This window comes from Cellulosilyticum sp. (assembly GCF_982396655.1).
Map to the genome: position 1 here is coordinate 80,946 of NZ_CEVXFV010000002.1, position 21,234 is coordinate 102,179.

Sequence of the window (21,234 nt, forward strand, 5' to 3'; positions counted from 1 at the left end):
AAAATTAATTTGTTATTTTCCCACAAATTAGAGTATACTATATAATATTATACTAACTAAAAGGAGCTGAAAAATATGACACATACTCTTCCAAAACGAAAAGATGTAAAAATAGAAGATACTTGGAAACTAGAGGATATCTTTGAAACGGACGATGCTTTTAAAGCCTCCTTTGCTGCTTGTGAAGCACTTATTCCTACTTTTAAAGATTTTACTGGCAAACTAACACAAGATGCCCATACACTTTATGACTTCTTAGTAAAGCAAGATGTACTTTGGCAAGATATCAATAAACTTTATGTTTATTCTCATATGCGTCTTCATCAAGATGGTGGCAATGATTTCTATCAAGATTTATCAAGTCAAGCTGAAATGCTTTCAATTAAAGCATCTGAAGTACTTTCATTTGCAAGTAGCGAACTTTCTAACCTTACTGCTGATCAAATTACTGCTTTTTGCACAGAGGTTCCAGAACTTAAACTTTACGTGCGTTATTTAAGTGAAATTCTTCGTCAAAAAGTGCATATTTTAGATGCACAAACAGAAGCACTCTTAGCACGCATAGGTGAATTAGCAGGTACACCAAGCAACGCCTTTGCTATGCTTAATAATGTTGATCTTAAATTCCCAACAATCAAAAATGAAAAAGGTGAAGACGTCCGCATTACACACGGAAACTATATAAGTTTCCTTGAAAGTAATGACCGAAGTGTCCGTGAAGCTGCTTTTTCAGGTCTTTATAGCACTTATGACACTGTTAAAAATACAATTGCCGCCTTATTTACTGGGAATGTAAAACAATATGGCTTCTTCTCTACAACACGTCATTATGAGTCACCGCTTCATGCTGCTTTATCTGAAAATAACATTCCTGTTTCAGTGTATGATAATCTCATTGATACAGTGAATAAAAATTTAAATATTATGCATGATTATGTGGCCCTACGTAAAGAGGCCCTCGGCGTAGACATACTCCATATGTATGATCTTTTTGTACCTATTGTGAAAGACTTCCAAAAACTAATTACTTTTAATGAAGCTTGTGATATTGTGCTTAAAGCACTTGCCCCTATGGGTGAAGACTATGTTGCACTGCTTAAGGAAGCATTCGATAACCGCTGGATTGACAAATATGAAAATGAAGGTAAACGTAGTGGTGCGTATTCATGGGGCACATATGGAGCACCACATCCCTATGTGCTTATGAACTATACAAATAATGTGCATAACCTCTTTACCCTTGCACATGAAATGGGTCATGCAATGCACAGCTACTTCTCTTCACATACACAACCTCATATTTATGCAGATTACTGCATCTTTGTTGCAGAAGTTGCATCTACTGTAAATGAAGCGCTTTTAATGCAATATCTCTTAAAAACAACTACAGACCCTGTGTTTAAAAAATATCTTATTAACTACTTTATGGAACAATTCCGTAGTACACTCTATCGCCAAACAATGTTTGCCGAGTTTGAAAAAGAGGTACATCTCTTAAATAGTAAAGGTATAACACTTACAACAAAATTACTTTGTGATAAATATTATGCCCTTGTTAAAAAATATCACGGTGATGCCATGGAAATAGATGAAGCCATTGCACTCGAATGGGCACGTATTCCTCATTTCTATACACCATTCTATGTATACCAATATGCAACAGGTTATTCAGCTGCTATTACTCTCTCTGAACGTATCTTAAAAGAAGGTGAAAGTGCAGTTAAAGACTATATGCAATTCTTAAGCGGCGGTTCTTCTAAGGATCCTATTGACCTTCTTAAACTTGCAGGTGTTGATATGAGCAAACCTGAACCAATTGAAACAGCGCTCAAACAATTTGCAGCCCTTATTGACGAATTTAAACAAATGAGCTAAATCCATAAAGGCTCAGCTTATTAATGCTCTTGTAAGAGAAAATTAATAAGCTGAGCCTTTTGTAATATTAATTTTTATCATAAAATTTTGATATAGTATTGCAGTTTATTATATAATTTGTTTATCAATTTCATTATAGGTATATATATATTAAATATTTTGATACAACTTAACTATTATATATTGTCAATTTAATTATGCAATGTTATGATAGTTGAAATAAATTTTTAGGAGGCCAAATAATGTCAAAGAGATATAAATTATCAGAAATCACAAAAGAGCTTGTTGCAGTTGCTCGTGGAGAGCGTAAAGCGGACATTGTCATTCAAAACGGTAAATTAATTAATGTAAATACAGCTGAGATTATTCCTGATATAGATGTTGCTATTAGCTTTGGACGTATTGCTCTTGTAGGTGATGCATCACACACTATTGGGCCTCAAACAAAGGTTATTGATGCCGCAGGTCTTTATATTGCACCTGGCTTCATGGATGGGCATCTTCATGTAGAAAGCAGTATGCTCACTGTCAAAGAATATGCTAAAGCAGTCATGCCTCATGGTACAACTTCAATCTTCATGGACCCACATGAAATTGCCAATGTATTAGGGGCCGAAGGTATCGGTCTTATGATTCAAGAAGGTAAAGAAGTACCACTTAACGTCTATACGACGATGCCAAGTTGCGTACCTGCTACTGCTGATTTTGAAACAACAGGTGCTACTTTAAACGCTTTAGATATTATTAATGCCATGGGACAAGACACCATTATCGGGCTTGGTGAAATGATGAACTATCCTGGTGTCTTAAATGGCGACTTACAAGTACATAGAGCTTTAAAAGCTACTTTAGAAAATAATAAGATCATTACTGGACACTATACTGGCCCAGATATGGCTGCTGGGCTAAATGCCTATATTGCAGCTGGTGCAAGATGTTGCCATGAAACAACACGCATGGAAGATGCCCTTACTAAAATGCGTCTTGGGATGTATGTGCAAATTCGTGAAGGTTCTGCTTGGTGCGATGTCAAGGAAACAGTTCGTGCACTTACAGAACATAATATCGACTCACGCTTTGCCTGCCTTGTAAGTGATGATCTTCATCCAGATACTTTAATCCATGAAGGCCATATGGACCATATTATCCATCGTGCTATTGAAGAAGGCTTAAATCCAATTACAGCAATCCAAATGGCAACAATCAATACCGCGGAATGTTTTGGACTTGCCCGTGACTTAGGCAGTGTATCTCCTGGTAAATGGGCTGATATTGTTCTTTTAGATGACCTCACTAAAGTACATGTTAAAATGACACTTATCAATGGCGAGGTCGTTGCTGAAAATGGTGCCTTATGTATTGAAATCCCTGCACACTCTTATCCTAGCTTTGCTAAAAACACAATGAATGTGGGCAACACTTTACAGGCAAGTGACTTTCAAATTTGTGTTCCTGAAGATTTTTCAGATGATACAATTACAGCTCATATCATTGGTATTAATGAAGCTCAGGCTGGTACAAATCATTTAACAGGTACCTTAACTGTAACAGATGGCAAGGTTGAAAGTGATTTAAATAATGACTACCTTAAACTTGTAGTCATTGACCGTCACACAGCTTCAACACGTATGGGAAAAGGTTTTGTACATGGCTTTGGTCTTAAATCTGGCGCTGTAGCTTCTACAGTTGCCCACGATGCCCACAACTTATCTGTATTAGGTACTAATGATGCGGATATGGCGCTTGCTGCTAATACTTTAATTGCAGTTGGTGGAGGCATGGTTGTTGTACAAGATGGTAAAGTATTGGCACTTAATCCACTTCCTATTGCAGGTCTTATGTCAGAAGATCCAGCCTCAGAAGTTGCCATGCGTACTGCCCAAATTGATGAAGCTTGGAAAATACTAGAATGTTCTATTGTCTCACCATTCATGACAATGGCCCTTCTCTCTCTAGCTGTTATCCCAGAACTTCGTCTTACCAACAAAGGTCTCGTAAACACTATTACCTTTCAGCAAATAGACTTATTCATCAAGTAATCTCTCATATTATTTTAGGAGTAGAAAAGCCCCCGCTTTCCTACTCCTCTTTTATTCCTTCATCTTTTATCATTTCACCTTTACTGTCTTCTAAACCCCACTTCCATAACGACAAATAATAAAAATACTTGCTGCAAAAAGTACTGCATATAAAATCCTCAAGGTAATATGCAGCTTTGTCTTTTTTTTATTCCAAGTACATAACACAACTGTTACTAACACTGGCAATAGCACATAACTATTCATCCAAAGTGCTACACGCTCGCTACGCCACCAATGATTTATTTCCTTTTGCAAAATATTCATGCCAAAAAGACTTGTTACAAAGCTAGGAATGACAAGGGCAGCACCAATAATTGTAAGTAATTCTACTTTTACTGTAGACTGAGCTTGTTCCACTAAATTAGCATATTCTCGTACTTCATCGATTTCAAAATTAAGCTGCTCCAACTCTTCTGTAATTTTAAACTGCTCAGATAGCTTCTCATAAATATGTGCGCCCTGTGCGTCTTCTGTCACTTCTTTAAAATAAAGCTGATTGATAAATTGAATATAGATTTCATAAATACTTGAAATAGCTGGTGAAATTTCATACTTTCCTAATGTCGAAACTCTAGCAATTTCATTAGATAAACTAAGCAAGGTGGCCCGCTGCATCAATACTAATGAAACTAACTGGTCATAAAGTTTACTTTTAGGCAGTTCATTAGCTACACATAATAAAGCATATCGGCTAATGCCATAAATACTCCCCTCATTTTTCAAATAATACGTAGAGCCAATATGCTCTGGAATATCATCTTCTTCATGATATGTTACCTTTTTATTGATTGTCATCATTCGCTCTAATGTTTCATAAGAAACAGTTCCTTCTTGAATACTTCTTAAAATCTCCTTATTTTTATAAAGGCATAAACAGAACATCTGATTTCCTAAAATTGTTTCGATAACAATTTTCCCGTTTTTCTGATGACCTTCCCGCGTGGCAAAATCACTTCCCAATACATCCATAATGACCTTACTAATATCTAAACCTCTTTTTAAATAATTTGCTTCATATCGTTCATCAATATGACACCGCTCATTTAAATGTAAAATAATATAGTCTGGAAACAATTCTTCTTTTGCTTTTGATAACGGTAAAATAGGCGGATATACACTTTTGCTAAAGCTATTGATGCCTTCAACAGCTTCATAACTGGCATAGTCTCTATTGGTTAAGGTAAATGATAGTAACCCAATGCCCGTTTTATACAGTTTAAGGCTGATTTCTTCAATATGCAACTTATACGCAATGCCACCAACTGTAATAATGAAATAATTATCTTCAGCTAGCTGATGGTACGTATAATTTCTTACAATTACAGGACCCTCATGAAATGTATATAATGCTGTACGGATGGGTTTATAAAAATAAACAAATTCATTATAATCTTTCTCCGTCATTAACCTAAGCTCATGTGCCTTCCAGCCCTCTAAGGTTTCAAAAAACTTATTTTGAATTTGTGTATGTTGTAAAAATAATGTATTATTCTTTTTATGATTATAATTCCAACTAAAGGGAAATAAAAAAATATGTTCACTAATAAGCTCTTTGTCCATATCTACACCATATTATCAAATAAAGGATGTTCTTCTTCGAAAAACATCCTTTAGATTGAACTTATTTATTGTTTTTGCAATCTGTTGCATTGTTAGTGCTGTTATTATAATTATTGTCGTTATTTGCATTATTATAATTATTTGAGTTGCTTGAGTTACTATATTTGTGTTCGTTTAATGAATTGTTGTAGTTATTGTTGTTGCTTGCATTGTTGTAGTTGTTGTTGTTGTTACTTGCATTATTATAGTTGTTACTATTACTTGCATTGTTGTAATTATTTTTATTTTGAGCCATTATGAGCCCCTCCTAGATAATAAGAATTTTGTTTAAATGAACGCTCATTTAATACGCTACTTATTATCTACCTTTTAACTCATTTTATTCTCACTTAATCATTTTCTTAAAATCCATATATTTCAGAAACTTCATCCCTTTTAGCAACTGACACAATAATATCTTTACCTACCTGAATATTGTTTTCTTCTAACGCAGTTTTGGCTGTTAAATAAGCCAAATCAGGTACATTATTATCTTTACTTAAATGGCCTAGCACTGCCCATTCTAAACCTTCATGATAAATTTCAACTAATGCTTTTGCTGCATCTTCATTATTTAAATGGCCTTTATCTCCTAAAATACGTTTTTTAAGAGGAAATGGATAGCTTCCTGCTTCTAACATACGAATATCATGATTAAATTCTAACAAGATTCCATTAGAGCCTCGAAGATGCTGTGCAATTTCTTCATCAACAATACCAATATCCGTTGCTAAAGTAATTTTTTTATTTTTATATTCAAAAGTATACCCTACAGGATCCACAGAATCATGGTGAATACTGTAGGGTAAAATGCGAAGTCCATCTTGCTCAATATACTTTCCTTTTTCAAGGATACGTACATTCTCTTCTTTGATAGCCCCTAACATGTTTGCTTCTAGCATACGCTCCCATGCTTTCTTAGTTGCATAAATAGGGGTATTATATTTTCTACTAAAAATACCTACACCCTTAATATGGTCAGAATGCTCATGCGTAATTAAAATCCCATTAATGCTAGCTGGATCTACATCAATCTCACCCAATCCTGCAATAGCTTTTTTTCCGCTAATTCCTATATCAATTAAAAACTGATTTTCTCCTGCACCTAAATACGTACAGTTTCCACTACTACCACTTGCAATGGCACACAGTCTAAATTCCATCTTTTGTCTCCTTCACACATAATCTAGCTCTTATTACTATATCACAAATTTAGCTAAAATGCGTGAAGTTTTTTAGGCTTATTCTGGCTATTGCACCCTACACATTCTCAATGCTTACTTTTTTGCTCGCATTACAAATGATTTTTCTTGGAATTTGAGAAAGCTCTGTTAGAAGTACAACCTTATCGCCCCAAAGTGTTTGAATATATTTCAAGGTTTCTGTTGCATAAGATAAGCTTAGTTCTCGGCCATCTCCTACATGCTCCAATACCAAGGTATTGTTATCATGTCTTAATACTTCTTTTACACGGATTGTTGGAATTCCTCCCATACCTACACTATTTGCAAGTGTATTACGTATGCTCTTCCATCCCTCTTCATTAGAAACCTCTGAAACTACATAATACCTCTCTTCTTCTTCTAATTCACAAAGATGGCTTTCTAGGCAAAGCTCATAAGTTAAATGACTTCTAATAAATGATGCATCCCTTTCAGCTGTTCGAATCTGTGCCAGTTTCTTAAAATCCCCATCATATTTCTCATATAAATCCTGCCATATCTTAAAGCCGATATAATAAGGATTTAAACTTCCTGGTATCTGACAGATAACACCGTTGTGTACTTTATAAAATTCAAGTTCCAGACCTTGTTCCACGCCAAGCCTCTTGAATATTTGATAATGCCAAAAAGTTGCCCATCCTTCATTCATAATCTTTGTTTCAATCTGTGGCAAGAAGTATCTACTTTCTTCCATGACAATATTCATGACATCTTGTTGCCACTCCTCTAAATTACCATAGAATTTCAGGAACTCTAACAAATTATCATAAGGATACTCCGGCTTCTCCGGTTTATTATAATTTAATGGCTCACCAGCACCGCAATGATATTTGATGGAATGCGCTGCATCTAGTATCTTTTCTACTGCTTCATACCCAATACTAGGGTCTTGAATATAATCTCTAATGCGATCTGCATGCGTTTTAAAACGTTCTACCGTGACCCTTGCATTGGTATAAGTTTTAAACATACGGTTATTTTTAAAGAAATCATTATGCCCATACACATGGGCAATGGTTAAAATTTGTAGTGCCAATGTATTGTCTTTCATGAGATAGGCAATACAAGGGTCAGAATTAATAACCATCTCATAAGGAAGCCCTGTTAAGTTATACTTATACGCAGTCTTTAACCTATCATAACTTTTGCCATAACTCCAGTGAGAATAATGAGAAGGCATACCCACATAAGCTTCATAACAGAGCATATCTTCAAAGCTAATAATTTCAAATTCTTGAGGATAGTAATCCAGTCCTATTTCCTTAGCAATGCCTTCAATTTGCTCATTATACTTTTCTAGATCCTTAAGCGTGTAATCCATCTGCCTCCTCCTCCTTTCTCTCTGTCGTTTTCTTACCAGTTTCTACAGCTAGCATCTGTTTAAATGCTGTCCATACATCTTCTTTTTTAGTAATTTTGACGGCTGTAAAATTAGGTTTATTTACATCTTCAAGATAACGGCTCATTATCGTACTTGTGTAGCTACTAGTCTTAATCTCGCCATAGCCAAATAAATTACACGTATCACAAAGTTTATTGGCAAGTTCTACTGCACGGTCATTATCTTCACCCCAGTTATCACCATCACTGCAATGGAACGTATAAATATTCCAATTTGCTGGATTATAACGTTCTGCAATCAATTCCAAGGCCTTTTCATAGCCGCTACTTATATAAGTACCGCCACTTTCACCGCGATGGAAGAAATCATTTTCATTAACTTCCTTAGCTACCGTTGTATGGGCAATAAATGCTATTTCCACATTCATATAACGAATGGTTAAAAACTGATACAATAGAAAATAAAAGCTACGGGCAAGATATTTTTTCGTTTGACCCATAGAACCTGATGTATCCATGATACAAATAACAACTGCATTTGAATCACGTTTCATTTTTGGTTTTTTATAAAAGTACTTAAGATCTGTCTCATGAAATGGCATTCTCTTGTCTTCTGGATAGTCAATACCAGCTTCCTTCATTGCACGCTTTGCACGTTTTTCACGTTTAATCTTTTCAATCATACTATGCTTTTTAGAAAGTCTGTATCTCGCCCCCTTATCGCGCACACCGCTTCTCTTAGAACCATACTGGGTTTCAATTTCATTAAATTGCTTATGTTGAAGATAAGGAAGGCTTAGGTCTTCAAATAATAAAGAAATTGCTTCCTCTATTGTTACTTCTGTTTCATAGATATCTTCGCCTTCTTCATTACCTGCACCCTCTTCACCTTGCCCATTCCCTTCTCCATAGTCGCCTTTAGGAATCTTCTTTCCTTTAGCTTCTTGGCCATTACCGGACACAACCCCTTTCTGGTTGCGTCCGTATTTGAAGTAATACTCCTTTAGGCCTTTAATAGGAATCTTGATTTTCTTATTTTTACTTTTTCCAATAATACTTTCTTCTGAAATAATGCTTCCTATATTCTCTTTAATACTTTTTTCTACTAGTTCCCTATGTCTCCTACGGTCTTCCACGCTACGATCTCTGCTATGGGGTTGAAACTCTTTAAAAATGGCTGTCATACTTTTACCCTAGTCTTTCCATAAATTATTAGCTGCATATTTTAGTATGACATTACAACAATGGTCACAATATCCGTTGAGTTTCATTTCTTCAACCATAGCATCGTATTTTACGTTTTGTTCCTTATCTCTTACCTTGCTTTGAGTGATAATTCTTGAAAGCTCTCTTACAGAAGCTGTGAGTTTCTTTTCAATGGCTTCTTTAAGAGGCTCATAAGCCGTATAATCTACTTTGCCACCGTTTCGGATAATAGAGAACATATAAGCTGTTACATCTTGTCTGAAGCCTTTTGCACCAGCTTGCGTAATACCTAATTGCTCTTCAATAGAGCGCATGAATTCTTCATCAGGATTAAGTTCCTCTCCTGTATTAGGGTCCTTGATTTTTGTCTTATTTGCATAAGCTTCTGCATGATCAAGATAATTATTGAACAAATCTTCAGCTTGCTCACGATAGCCATGAATGAAAGCCTTAGTAACTTCTTTTTCAAGCATTTTATGATACTCTTTCTTGATTGTATCTTGTAAGAAACCAAGATATTTTTTCTTAAGCTCATCTGTTGTGGTCATTTCTTTGACTTCTCTTGATAAAACATCAATGAGCCCAATTGGATTAATACAATTACAATCTGATTCTGATAAAGCTGTATCAATAGCTTTTGTAATAAATCTTGTAGAAATGCCTGTCATACCTTCACGTTCTGCTTCATCGCGAAGCTCTAAAATATCTACACGTTTTGTTGTGCCCTTTTCAATAATTTCTTCACCATTATAAATCTTCAGCTTAGTAAGTGGATCTACCTTAGCAGATGGTGTCAAACGTGTTAAAATAGCAAACATTGCTGCGATTTCTAACGTATGTGGTGCGATATGAGACTTGAAGTTAGAATTTCTAAGCATCTTTTCATAAATTTTAATTTCTTCGTTAAGCTCTAAACAATAAGGTACTTCAATCTTAACGATACGGTCTAAGATAGCTTCGTTGGTATGATCAGATTTAAATTTATTCCACTCTGCTTCATTAGAGTGTGCTAAAATAACCCCGTCAAAATAAATCATTGCATTTTTACCAGGCGAAGGAATACTCTTTTCCTGAGTTGCTGTAATCATGGTATGTAAGTATTCAACGTCGTTTTTAAATACCTCGATAAATTCTACAATGCCACGATTACCTGCATTAAATGCACCATTTAAAGAAAGTACCCTTGGATCATCTTCTGGGTATAAATCCATTTTTGAGATGTCAATTGAACCAATTAGAACCGACGTATCTTGATTGTTAGGATCTACTGGTGGCACAACGCCAATTCCTTTACGAGAGCGGACTGAGAAATCAGTTTGAACCACTGGAAAATCCTCATATTTGCCTTCAAATTCATGAACTAAACGATATTTACAAGCTGGACACAAGTCCCCTTCGATTTTAATACCTAATAGTTCCTCCATTTGTGGGCGTAAGTGTTTTGGAATAAGATGCAGAGGCTCCTCACGCATTGGGCATCCATCTAAGGCATAAATTGGATCACTTGTTTCTAGGAGATGTTTAATCGCCTCAATAAGAGAAGACTTACCTGCGCCAACAGGACCTACTAAATAGAGCACTTGCCTAGATTCTTCGCCTTTCATTGCTGCTGAACAAAAATATCTTACAATCTTCATAATTGTCTGATCTATGCCATAAAAATCATTTTTAAAGAAATGATAACGTTTAATCATCTCTTTACCATAGATTCGCATAAGACGTGCATCCTCTTCAGTCTTAATATAGTCTACCCCTGGCTCAGTGAGCAATCTATATAGTCTTTCATGGGCTAGCTCATAAATACTTGTATCTTCCTTTAGAATATCTAGATATTCTAAAAATGTTCCTTTAAATTTTGTTCGTTTTCTTGCCTGTCTATCAGCCATAATAAGTTCAGAAAAATCCACCATATATTTTCACTCCTTTGCATAGGAAATGCTCTCTTTAAAATATATGGTGGACTTTAACAATAAATTCTTATTTCTTGTTTTTTATTTAGATTAATTTTTTTATAATTAAGATACCATTCTTGCCGAGTTTGTTCACTTTTAAATAACGACTATACATAACTTGTCCTTCTATAGGTACCTCAATTTCATTTTCACTACAGTTTAATATAATCTTTAACTTATTTTGGTTATAATCATCTATCTTTAGAAATTCAAGTACTCTAGAATTCTCTAGCTCATGGGTAAAATGAAAATTTCTACTCTTAAAAAGTGGCTCCGTAAGACGTAACTGTAACAATGTCTGAATAGTTTCCATTTCTTCTTTATACAGTCCCTCTTCAATTTCCTTCCAAGGCATACATCTTCTACAATCCGGGTCATGTGCCCCATCTAAAAGCACTTCAGTCCCATAAAAAATGCAAGGACTACCTGGCATAGCAAGTAATAATAATATTTGCTGATACATTTTGTCTTTATTTTGAATACGATGCATTAGCCTAGCTGTATCATGGGAATCTAACAAGTTAAACAGTACATCATTCGTCTGTTGCATATATAAGGTGTAGCATCTATTAATGAGAGCTTCAAACTTTTCACTTGTCTCTTCCTGGTTCAGCCAAAAATCTGTAATTGTTTCACCTAAAGGATAATTCATCACCGCATCAAATTCATCGCCACGTAGCCAACTTATCGCATCATTCCATATCTCGCCAAGTATATAGAGGTCTTGCTTTATCGCTTTAAGCCTTCTTCTAAGTGCCTTACAGAAACTATGGGATACTTCATTAGCCACATCTAAGCGAATCCCATCAATCTGATAAGTATTTACCCAATACTCACAAATACTGATTAAATATTCTTGAACAACTTCATTGTTCGTATTGAATTTAGGCATCTTGTCATTAAAAGCAAAGCTAAAATAACGCCCTTCATGCGCATTGTTACCTCGAGGGTCAAAAGGCCATTCATTCACCATGAACCAATCATAATACTTAGAATTAGGCCCCTTTTCTACCACGTCCTGCCATTTAGGAAATACGGCGCCTGCATGATTAAATACGCCATCTAACATGACTTTAATCCCCAAAGCATGTGCCTTCTCTACTAATTCTTTCATTGTCTCCTCATCACCAAAGTAAGGATCTATTTTAAAATAATCAATCGTATCATATTTATGAGTACTTGGACTTTCATTAATAGGTGTTAAGTAAATACCTGAAATATGAAGTGACTTTAAATAGGGTAACTTTTCAATAATTCCCCTTAAATCACCTCCATAAAATTCATTGTTTTTCACGGTATCTTGTGGCCCTGCCCATGATAATGTGCCTTCTTTATTTAAACTTGCATCGCCATTACAAAAACGCTCTGGAAAGATTTGATACCATATGGTGTCATTTACCCATTTAGGTACTGTATTAATATCACTTTTATTCATCCATGGGAATGTAAAATATTGAGGTTGACCTTTCATCTCTTCTAAATCTTCTAAGGTATAAAAGCCATCTTCAAAATAATAGATGACCTCCTCATTACATATAAGCTCGAAATAATAGCGACATCTTTTAAAGGGTGGCTGTACTGTTGTGGTCCACCAATTATGATGTGCTAAGCGCTTTTTAAACACTATTTCTTCTCGTTTTCCTTCCCAAGTGCTGTTACTTCCCAAAATTCCATTCGTGAAAGGGTCTCCATAGTGTAAAAACACTTTGGAGACCTCCTGACCCGTTTTCAAATTAATAATTAAGTTATTTTCATCTAATGCATAGCAATAATTATCGCTGCTACGATGATATACTCCCTGAAGTTCCATATATCCTCCCTCACATTTAAGCTAATAACATTTCTCTAATTCTTTTACAATTTCATTCATCTGCGCCGCTAGCTGATTAATCATCGTTGCACATTCAGCTTGTGTTATAGTTTTTTCATTGACTTCTTCTGTCACACAAGCAAACTCCTGCGCAATCGCATTAATTTTTACAACACGCTCTAATACACTATTTTTGTGCTTATCAATGATTGTAATCAAATCATTTGTATGATTAATTTCTTCATCAATATAATTCATTTTGCCTAAGATCATCTGAAAGCTCTTGTTGGCATCATCTACTAAAGGCCTTTGATGCTCAAAAAGATTTACCGCTTCACCTAGTTCACCTATTGCAGAACGGCTCTTTTCTTCAATAACTGCTAAAAGACCTTGAATTGCATGAATTGCCTCACTTGTTTGCTGAGATAAATTACGCACCTCACTAGCAATTACAGCAAATCCTCTGCCAAAGTTACCAGCCCTTGCAGCTTCAATAGACGCATTTAATGCTAATAACTCTGTTTGATCATTAATGCCTTTTACCATTGTCAGTATGCCGTATATATTGGCTGTTTCTTCACTTAATGCTTTTACTGAAGTGCTCACTTTATGACTCATTTCTATATTTTTAAGTGCATTGTCATCTAAAGTACTTAAACTTTGTTGTGTGTTTTCACTAACAGCCATAACATCCTGTGATACATTTTGTACCTCGCCAACTACCTTGCCCACTTTACTTACTTGCTGCGAAAGCTGTTCCATAAGTTCTGCGGTTTCCTGTGTCTGCTCACTTTGAGTTTTCGCACCCTCCGCCACTTGTTTTACCGTACTGCTTACTTCACTGGCTAAACGTGCTGTTTCTCCACCTTGATCCTTCAAAGCCTCGGCATTTTCTTTTACCTTTTCTGTAACAATTTGACTTGCTGCAAGCATCTGCCTAATTGAGCCTAGCATATGTATAAACCCGCTTATCACAAGATTTGTTTCTACTTCTCGGCTCTTAATCACCTTTGAAATGTCTTCTTCAAAAACTAAATTACCCTCTTCAACCTTTTTCATATACTGGGCAATTTTTACAAGCGGCCTTGTAAGTTTCTTACCTAACATAACACTTAACAAAATAGCTACAATACTACACATGCATAAGACAATCAAAATATTAATACATGACCGGTTAAATCCTTGCATTAAAACAGCTACTGGTGCAACACTCACAACCTGCCATCCATTGGTGCACTGAATTAAGCTTACAATATTACGCTTTACATTACTTGTCACCACTACTTCTTGACGTTCTTCTTCCCCCATAGCCTGAAGTAATTGCTGCAGTGATATGGTATCTGCACTACCTGCAATCATTTTATTATCTTCATCTAATATTGCAAGAGACATTTGCCCCTCTACATTACTTAAATCTAAAAGTTCATTTAAGTAATCACTATTCATGGCAAAAATCACAGCCCCCTCACTGCCACCTGCTACCTTTCTTGCCAAATAAATATTGCCATCATCTAAGGTAAACCATGTAAACTCTGTAGTTTGTGCCGTAACTACCTTATCATATACTCTATTTAATTTAAAATTTTGTAAGTTAAATGTATCCTTCGTCTTTACATTTTTATAATAAATGGTATCGTTTCCGTAAATATAAATACCATTTATAGCATCTTGCACTTTAATAACTGGTGAAACAACTTCTTGAACCTTTCCTCTTAATACAGATTGTTCGTTTGCACTTAGCTGATCATATTGATTTATCATCTTTTGGATATAAGAGGAACTTGTTAAATCTCCCATTACCCCTCTACCTGTTTCAATAAAGCCATTTACATTATAGCTTAATTGTTCTACAAGCTTTTTAGTATATACGCTTACCAATTCTTCAGTACTGTTAGTTGTAAACTTGATGCTCATAGACATGATAATCAGTGCGGGTACAATGGCAATAAATGAAAAGTACATAATAAGTTTAGTCTGCAGTTTTCTTTGCCTCATAAATCTTCCTCCTATATCCATATTTAAAATACTATTTTACAGAACCACTTGTAACACCTGATACATAGTATTTTTGAAGCCAAATAAATAATATGGTAATTGGAATAGCAATACATACACTACCAGCAGCAAACATGGTGAAGCAGTTTTCAATATTTTCTTTTTCTGTCATATACCAAAGTCCAATAGCTACTGTATATTTTTCATAGTTGTCACCCATGATAATCTTTGCAAAAATATAATCCATCCAAGGTGAAATAAATGCTTGAAGTGCTGTATACACAATAATTGGTTTTGAAAGTGGTAATACAATCTTTGTAAAAACTTGTGCATTAGTCGCTCCATCAATACGTGCTGCTTCATCTATTTCTTTGGAAATTGTATCAAAGAATCCTTTAGAAATATAAAATGTTGTCGCTGCTGATGCTGAATATACTAAAACAAGTGCCAGAAGGCTTTGTGTTAAACCTACAGCCTTTAAAACATAATATACAGCAATCATTGACATAAAGCCTGGGAACATACCAAGTACAAGAGCTAAATTCATATATGCTTTTCTAAGTCTAAAACGCATTCTAGACATTACATAAGATACAGATAAATTGATTGTTGTACTTAATGCGCAAGATCCAATAGCTACAATTAACGTATTCACAAACCACTTTTTAAATGGAAAGACACTAGCATCCGAAAAAAGTCTTGCATAATTATTAAGTGTAAATTGTTTAGGAATAAAATACTGTACAAATGCTTTTCCTTCTGCCCTAAAAGACGTTAATATAATCCATATAATTGGAATCAGCCAAATGATACTCATAATTCCAAGTATCGCATAAACGGTTCCATTGCTTAATTTTTTACGTGCAGTATTGGTCATTTTACTCATTGGAAATCCTCCTCATTCTTTGCTGATGACGTAAAGTTGAAGGCAATTAATGAAAAGATAACTGAAATTACAAAGACTGCGATACCAATGACAGATGCACGGCTATAATCTTTGTAGTTAACTGTTAGCTTATAGAGCCAAGTTACAAGTAAATCTGTCTTACCAGCAAAATAATAATCTGTTGCCAAAGGTTCTCCTTTTGTTAAGAAGAAGATTACATTAAAGTTATTAATATTACCAATAAATTGTGTAATTAAATAAGGGGATGTGACAAATAAGATATAAGGCATTGTAATTTTTATAAAGGCCTTAACTGGAGATGCCCCATCAATTTCAGCAGCTTCATAAAGTTCTTTAGGTATATTCATTAAAATACCAGATGTAATCAACATCGTATAAGGAATACCAATCCAAAGGTTAACTGCTAGTACTGTGATTCTAGCATATGTAGGGTTTTCTAAGAACTGAATCAAATTTTGAGTAAGTCCTAGGTTTTGAAGTACTGCATTAATTGGACCATAGTCATTAAGCATAACACGCATAACAAGTAATGAAATAAACTGTGGGATTGCCATAGTGAGTACAAAGATTGTACGCCACATTTTTTTTAGGCGAATTCCATTTTTATTAATCATAAGTGCTAGTATAATACCACCTAAATAGCAGCTAGCTGTAGCAATTACTGCCCATGTGATTGTCCAACCTAAAACTGGGAAAAAAGTATGACTAAATGAAGAAGAGCTAAATAACATATCCTTAAAGTTTGCAAGTCCTACCCAGTCAAATAAAGCTCCTGGTGGTTGATGATCTCTATCATAATTTGTAAAGGCTATTAATATCATATATGCGAGTGGTAATACTGTAAAAATCATAACGCCTATAAGTGGAATAGCCATCAGTGTTACATGGAAACGCTCATCTAATAAACTTTTTAATTCTTCTTTAAATGTTGGGATGTGTCTATTATTTTGAACTAATTTTTGTACATTCCAAGCACTATGTATATTACTTACGTAAATCACCAAGAAGATAGCTACAACTGCTAAGGCACACACACCATAAAGTAAAAACAGCATGGAGTTATCACCTTGTGAAAGCACTTCTATACCTAGTGCCTCATCCATTACCCAGCCTTGTGCGTTTGTGCCAAGTGTAATTAGGCCTTGTAATTTACTTAAACCTATAGCTATTAAGAAATAAATAAAAACTATTTCACTTACTAGATACAGAAGTCCTTTTACAAACTGTTTTCTAGCGATATTCCCTAACCCCATGATTAAGAAAGAAAGTTTAGTAAAAATATCTCCTTTCGTAAAGATGGTAAAGAGATTTTCTTTTTTTGAATGGCTTTTTACTTTTTTGGTTTGCCTACTTATAACGCCTGCACTCATATAAACCTCCTTAGATTCTTCTTAAAAAGTTATTTTTATGGCAGTACTTGAAAACAAGTACTGCCATTTATTACTTCATCCTAAATAAGCCAATAATATTACTCAGCACCTTCAGTAATTGTTGCAACTAATGTATCGAGTTTTGCTTGATAATCAGCTTCTGTAATTGTACCATCAAATGTTTCTTGAACGAATGCTTTTGTTGCATCCCAGAATTTACCCATTTGTGGAATAGAAGGCATTGCATAAGAATAATTAAGTTGTGCAAGAAGTGCCGCAACTGCTGGATCTGATGTTACTTCACTACTTTCAGAAAGTGATTTAGCTACTGGTACAGCACCACGATCTTCAAAACGTTTTAACTGATTGTCTTCATTTGTAAGCCAATTTGCAAGAGCCATTGCTTCAAGAGGATACTTCGTATTAGCTTTTACACAATAGATTTTGAAACCTGAGAAAGAAGACATGTGTTTTTCTTCACCATTAAAGTTAAGTGTTGGAAGTTCAGCAACTCCGAAGTTATCTCCTAAAACTTCTTTGTAGGTTTCTGTTTTCCAAGGACCTGCAATATAAGCACCTAATGTACCTGCTTCAAATTGTGTTGCAGCTACTGTATCATCAAATGATACAACGCCTTCAGCTTTAAGACCACCTAATAATTTAGCAACTTCAAGTCCTTGTTCATTGTTAAATGTAACAGTTTTTGGATCTGAACCATCTGTTCCAAATAATTCACAACCATTTGATAAGAAAAATGGACCTGAGTAATAAGCATTAGCAATATCCATTGCAAATGGTGTCACACCATCAGCTACATCTGCTGTTAACATTGCATCTAATGATTTAACTTGATCTTCATTGAAAATTGCTTTGTTATAGAATAAGAAATATGTTTCTGAAGCACTTGGATAGCCATAAAGCTCTCCATCATATGTAGAAGCATTAACTGCTGCTTCAACAGAACGTTCTTTTATTTCATCTGCATATTTTGTATTTTTATAAACTGCACCAGCTTGTACAAGTTCACCAAGTTGGTCATGGGCAATAGCAAATACGTCTGCTGCTGCTTCTGTATCTTTTAAAACTTCTGTTTTAGCTTGGTCTTCACCATTAACACGTACTGTAATATTCCAGTTAACCCCTGGGTTAGCTGACTTAAAGCTCTCAACCATTTCATTTAACATTGTTTGATCATCTTGTGAGCCCCATACTGTAAGTGTAACGTCAGTATTAGCTGGTGCTGTGCTTTCTTCTGCAGCTGCACTGCTTTCTGTTGGTGCTGTGCTTGGTGTAGCTGAAGTACTTGTACTACCGCCTCCACAACCTGCTAATGAAAGTCCCATGGCACCAATTGTTAACATACTTACTATTTTAGAAAACATCTTTTTCTTCATGAAAATCTCCTCCTATAAATAGTTCTTTTTATTTTTTTTACTTATATTAAAACCTTGCCTATCCATGTCCTTATTACTCATTGACAGGCAAGGAATTTAATCGGAAACGATTCTAAATTTTATTTATTTGTTACTGCCTCAATACCCCAGATTTCATTTGCATATTGTAAAATAGTACGATCGCTTGAGAAGATACCAGCATTTGCAATATTTTTAAGGCTCATTCTTGCCCAATTCATTTGATCCTTGTATGCTGCAAATACGCGGTCTTCAGCTTCTTTGAAGGCTACAAAATCTTCTAGAACGAAATAAGTATCTCTTTCTTTCATAAGACTTGCATAAAGATCTGCAAAATCACCACTGCCATCATCTTCAAATGTTCCATCAACTAAGCTATTTACAACTCTTAGAAGTGCTTCATCTGCTTCAGCTACTTGACTACCTTTATATGTTTTTTGGATTTTTTGAATATCTTCTACACGAAGGCCAAAGATAAAGTTGTTATCTTCTCCTGCTTCTTGCACAATCTCTACATTAGCACCATCATAAGTACCAAATGTTAAAGCACCATTAAGCATGAACTTCATGTTACCTGTACCTGATGCTTCTTTACCTGCTGTAGAAATTTGTTTTGAAATTTCTGCGGCTGGGAAGAGTTTCTCTCCATAAGAAACACGGTAGTTTTCTACAAAGAGTACTTGTATTTTTTGACTTACTACTGCATCGCTTTCAATTAATGCCTTAATGGCACCTATGAATTTTACAATAGATTTGGCACGTCTATAGCTTGGGAATGCTTTTGCCCCAAAGATAAATGTTACTTTAGGCATATCCATATCAGGATTTTCTTTAATACGATAATATAAATCTAAGATATAGAAGGCATTTAAAAGTTGTCTCTTATATTCATGAAGACGTTTAATTTGAATATCGAATAAAGAATCTGGATCAATGACTGTACCTTCTGTTTCTTTAATATATGCTGCAAGTTGTTCCTTCTTAATATGTTTAATTTCAAGAAGACGTTTTAAAACTTTCTCATCATTGACATAAGCTTCTAATTTCTTAAGTTCACTTAAATCAGTTACCCAATTTTCATTGCCTAAAAGTTCTGTAATAAGGGCAGATAACTCTTTATTACAAAGTCTAAGCCATCTTCTTGGTGTAATACCATTTGTTTTGTTTTGGAATTTCTCTGGATATAATTCATACCAATTATGAAGCTCTGTATCTTTTAAGATATCTGTATGAAGTTGTGCAACACCGTTTACTGCATGACCTACTTCAATAGCTAAATTAGCCATACGTACTTGGCCATTTCCAATGATTGAGAATTCTTCAATAGCTTTTCTACCATACCCTCTTTGCACAAGCTCTTTTACAAAGTTGTTGTTAATAAGTTCAATAATATTAAAGATGCGAGGTGAAATCTTCTTAATTAATTTAATATCCCATTTTTCTAAGGCTTCAGCTAAGATTGTATGATTTGTATAAGCAAATGTTTCTTTTGCTATTTTAACAGCTGTTTTAAAACTTACATCCTCTTCATCTACAAGTAAACGAATAAGTTCTGGAATTGCAAGTGTTGGATGTGTATCATTAAGCTGTACTGCATGATATTTACTAAACTCTGTAAAATCAGTATGACCTAATTTTTTATAAGTTCTAATAATATCTTGAAGTGTTGCACTTACCATAAAATATTGTTGGCGTAATCTTAATATTTTACCTGCTTCTTTAGAATCACTAGGATAAAGCACACGTGTAATATTTTCAGCTTCATTTTTCATATGTAATGCTTTTTCATAATTTTGTTCACAGAACTCATTAAAATCAAATGGTACAATACTTTCACATTGCCATAGTCTAAGTGTATTTACATTTTTTGAACCATAGCCAATAATAGGAACATCATAAGGAACTGCTTTTACACTATAATCCTCAAAGCTTACTGTAACAGCTTCGCTATCTTTACGAATGCTCCATGGATCTCCATATTTAAGCCAAGTATCAACCTCTTCTACTTGTCTACCATCTATAATACGTTGGTTAAATAAACCGTTTTGATAACGAAGACCATACCCTACAAGTGGTAAGTGCATTGCTGCACCAGATTCCATAAAGCAAGCTGCAAGTCTACCAAGTCCACCATTCCCAAGTCCTGCATCTTCTTCAATTTCTCCTATTGTATTAAGGGAAATGCCCATTTCACCTAATACTTCTTTAACTTCATCATACTGCTCCATACAAATGAGGTTGTTTCCAAGTGCACGACCCATTAGGTACTCAGCTGAAATATAATACGCACGTTTTCCTTGATTATATGCATCTGTTGTATTTTGCCAATCTTCTACAATCTCTTCAAGTAATGCTAAAGACACTGCATTGAAGACTTCATAATCTAAAGCATCTTCAAGTTTTTTACCATATTTCACCTTGCAGTATTTTGAAATGTTTTGTTTAAATACTTCTTTGTTCATT

The 21,234-nt window shown here is 34.8% G+C and carries 13 protein-coding genes; 2 read left to right on the forward strand and 11 right to left on the reverse strand.

Going from position 1 to position 21,234, the window contains the following annotated elements:
* The first annotated feature begins 75 nt into the window (after positions 1–75).
* Together pepF and ade are read left to right on the forward strand one after the other, a co-directional pair.
* Entirely contained in the window at positions 76–1,875 is a 1,800-nt protein-coding gene (gene pepF, locus AC1VAQ_RS01505; RefSeq protein ID WP_302596670.1) for an oligoendopeptidase F, read from the forward strand.
* 242 nt (positions 1,876–2,117) lie between these two features.
* Positions 2,118–3,914, forward strand: a complete 1,797-nt coding sequence (gene ade, locus AC1VAQ_RS01510) for an adenine deaminase (RefSeq protein ID WP_479903414.1) — start codon at positions 2,118–2,120, stop codon at positions 3,912–3,914.
* Positions 3,915–4,004: 90 nt separating this feature from the next.
* On the opposite strand, the gene AC1VAQ_RS01515 is transcribed toward ade, so the two are convergent.
* From AC1VAQ_RS01515 to AC1VAQ_RS01565, 11 genes are all read right to left on the reverse strand, one after another.
* Positions 4,005–5,516 (reverse strand): magnesium transporter CorA family protein, encoded by a 1,512-nt coding sequence (locus AC1VAQ_RS01515; protein ID WP_302596668.1) that lies wholly within the window; start codon positions 5,514–5,516, stop codon positions 4,005–4,007.
* Positions 5,517–5,917: 401 nt separating this feature from the next.
* Complete coding sequence (locus AC1VAQ_RS01520) at positions 5,918–6,718, reverse strand: MBL fold metallo-hydrolase (RefSeq protein WP_302596666.1); 801 nt, start codon at positions 6,716–6,718, stop codon at positions 5,918–5,920.
* 97 nt (positions 6,719–6,815) lie between these two features.
* Positions 6,816–8,099: a SpoVR family protein gene (locus AC1VAQ_RS01525; protein ID WP_302596665.1), complete on the reverse strand. Its 1,284-nt coding sequence runs from the start codon at positions 8,097–8,099 to the stop codon at positions 6,816–6,818.
* Positions 8,083–9,303 carry a sporulation protein YhbH gene (yhbH, locus tag AC1VAQ_RS01530; protein ID WP_302596664.1) on the reverse strand — a complete coding sequence of 407 codons (1,221 nt, stop codon included), beginning with the start codon at positions 9,301–9,303 and terminating at the stop codon, positions 8,083–8,085. The genes AC1VAQ_RS01525 and yhbH overlap by 17 nt, the downstream gene beginning before the upstream one ends.
* A 9-nt stretch (positions 9,304–9,312) precedes the next feature.
* On the reverse strand, positions 9,313–11,235 hold the full coding sequence (locus tag AC1VAQ_RS01535) for a PrkA family serine protein kinase (RefSeq protein WP_302596663.1): 1,923 nt from the start codon (positions 11,233–11,235) through the stop codon (positions 9,313–9,315).
* Positions 11,236–11,320: 85 nt separating this feature from the next.
* Complete coding sequence (locus tag AC1VAQ_RS01540) at positions 11,321–13,087, reverse strand: glycoside hydrolase family 13 protein (protein ID WP_302596662.1); 1,767 nt, start codon at positions 13,085–13,087, stop codon at positions 11,321–11,323.
* 21 nt (positions 13,088–13,108) lie between these two features.
* On the reverse strand, positions 13,109–15,082 hold the full coding sequence (locus AC1VAQ_RS01545) for a methyl-accepting chemotaxis protein (RefSeq protein WP_302596661.1): 1,974 nt from the start codon (positions 15,080–15,082) through the stop codon (positions 13,109–13,111).
* A gap of 31 nt (positions 15,083–15,113) precedes the next feature.
* Positions 15,114–15,968, reverse strand: coding sequence for a sugar ABC transporter permease (locus AC1VAQ_RS01550; RefSeq protein WP_302596660.1), 855 nt, complete (start codon positions 15,966–15,968; stop codon positions 15,114–15,116).
* Positions 15,965–17,359, reverse strand: a complete 1,395-nt coding sequence (locus tag AC1VAQ_RS01555) for a carbohydrate ABC transporter permease (RefSeq protein WP_302596659.1) — start codon at positions 17,357–17,359, stop codon at positions 15,965–15,967. Before AC1VAQ_RS01555 ends, AC1VAQ_RS01550 begins: the two co-directional genes overlap by 4 nt.
* Positions 17,360–17,457: 98 nt before the next feature.
* Complete coding sequence (locus AC1VAQ_RS01560; RefSeq protein ID WP_302596658.1) at positions 17,458–18,753, reverse strand: extracellular solute-binding protein; 1,296 nt, start codon at positions 18,751–18,753, stop codon at positions 17,458–17,460.
* A 119-nt stretch (positions 18,754–18,872) separates the two neighbouring features.
* Positions 18,873–21,233 carry a glycogen/starch/alpha-glucan phosphorylase gene (locus AC1VAQ_RS01565; RefSeq protein ID WP_479903415.1) on the reverse strand — a complete coding sequence of 787 codons (2,361 nt, stop codon included), beginning with the start codon at positions 21,231–21,233 and terminating at the stop codon, positions 18,873–18,875.
* Position 21,234: the final 1 nt, after the last annotated feature.

Bases quoted from the DNA above. Each gene is read 5' to 3' on its own strand.
- pepF (WP_302596670.1), top strand. From the start codon at position 76: ATGACACATACTCTTCCAAAACGAAAAGATGTAAAAATAGAAGATACT.
- ade (WP_479903414.1), top strand. From the start codon at position 2,118: ATGTCAAAGAGATATAAATTATCAGAAATCACAAAAGAGCTTGTTGCA.
- AC1VAQ_RS01515 (WP_302596668.1), bottom strand. From the start codon at position 5,516: ATGGACAAAGAGCTTATTAGTGAACATATTTTTTTATTTCCCTTTAGT.
- AC1VAQ_RS01520 (WP_302596666.1), bottom strand. From the start codon at position 6,718: ATGGAATTTAGACTGTGTGCCATTGCAAGTGGTAGTAGTGGAAACTGT.
- AC1VAQ_RS01525 (WP_302596665.1), bottom strand. From the start codon at position 8,099: ATGGATTACACGCTTAAGGATCTAGAAAAGTATAATGAGCAAATTGAA.
- yhbH (WP_302596664.1), bottom strand. From the start codon at position 9,303: ATGACAGCCATTTTTAAAGAGTTTCAACCCCATAGCAGAGATCGTAGC.
- AC1VAQ_RS01535 (WP_302596663.1), bottom strand. From the start codon at position 11,235: ATGGTGGATTTTTCTGAACTTATTATGGCTGATAGACAGGCAAGAAAA.
- AC1VAQ_RS01540 (WP_302596662.1), bottom strand. From the start codon at position 13,087: ATGGAACTTCAGGGAGTATATCATCGTAGCAGCGATAATTATTGCTAT.
- AC1VAQ_RS01545 (WP_302596661.1), bottom strand. From the start codon at position 15,082: ATGAGGCAAAGAAAACTGCAGACTAAACTTATTATGTACTTTTCATTT.
- AC1VAQ_RS01550 (WP_302596660.1), bottom strand. From the start codon at position 15,968: ATGAGTAAAATGACCAATACTGCACGTAAAAAATTAAGCAATGGAACC.
- AC1VAQ_RS01555 (WP_302596659.1), bottom strand. From the start codon at position 17,359: ATGAGTGCAGGCGTTATAAGTAGGCAAACCAAAAAAGTAAAAAGCCAT.
- AC1VAQ_RS01560 (WP_302596658.1), bottom strand. From the start codon at position 18,753: ATGAAGAAAAAGATGTTTTCTAAAATAGTAAGTATGTTAACAATTGGT.
- AC1VAQ_RS01565 (WP_479903415.1), bottom strand. From the start codon at position 21,233: ATGAACAAAGAAGTATTTAAACAAAACATTTCAAAATACTGCAAGGTG.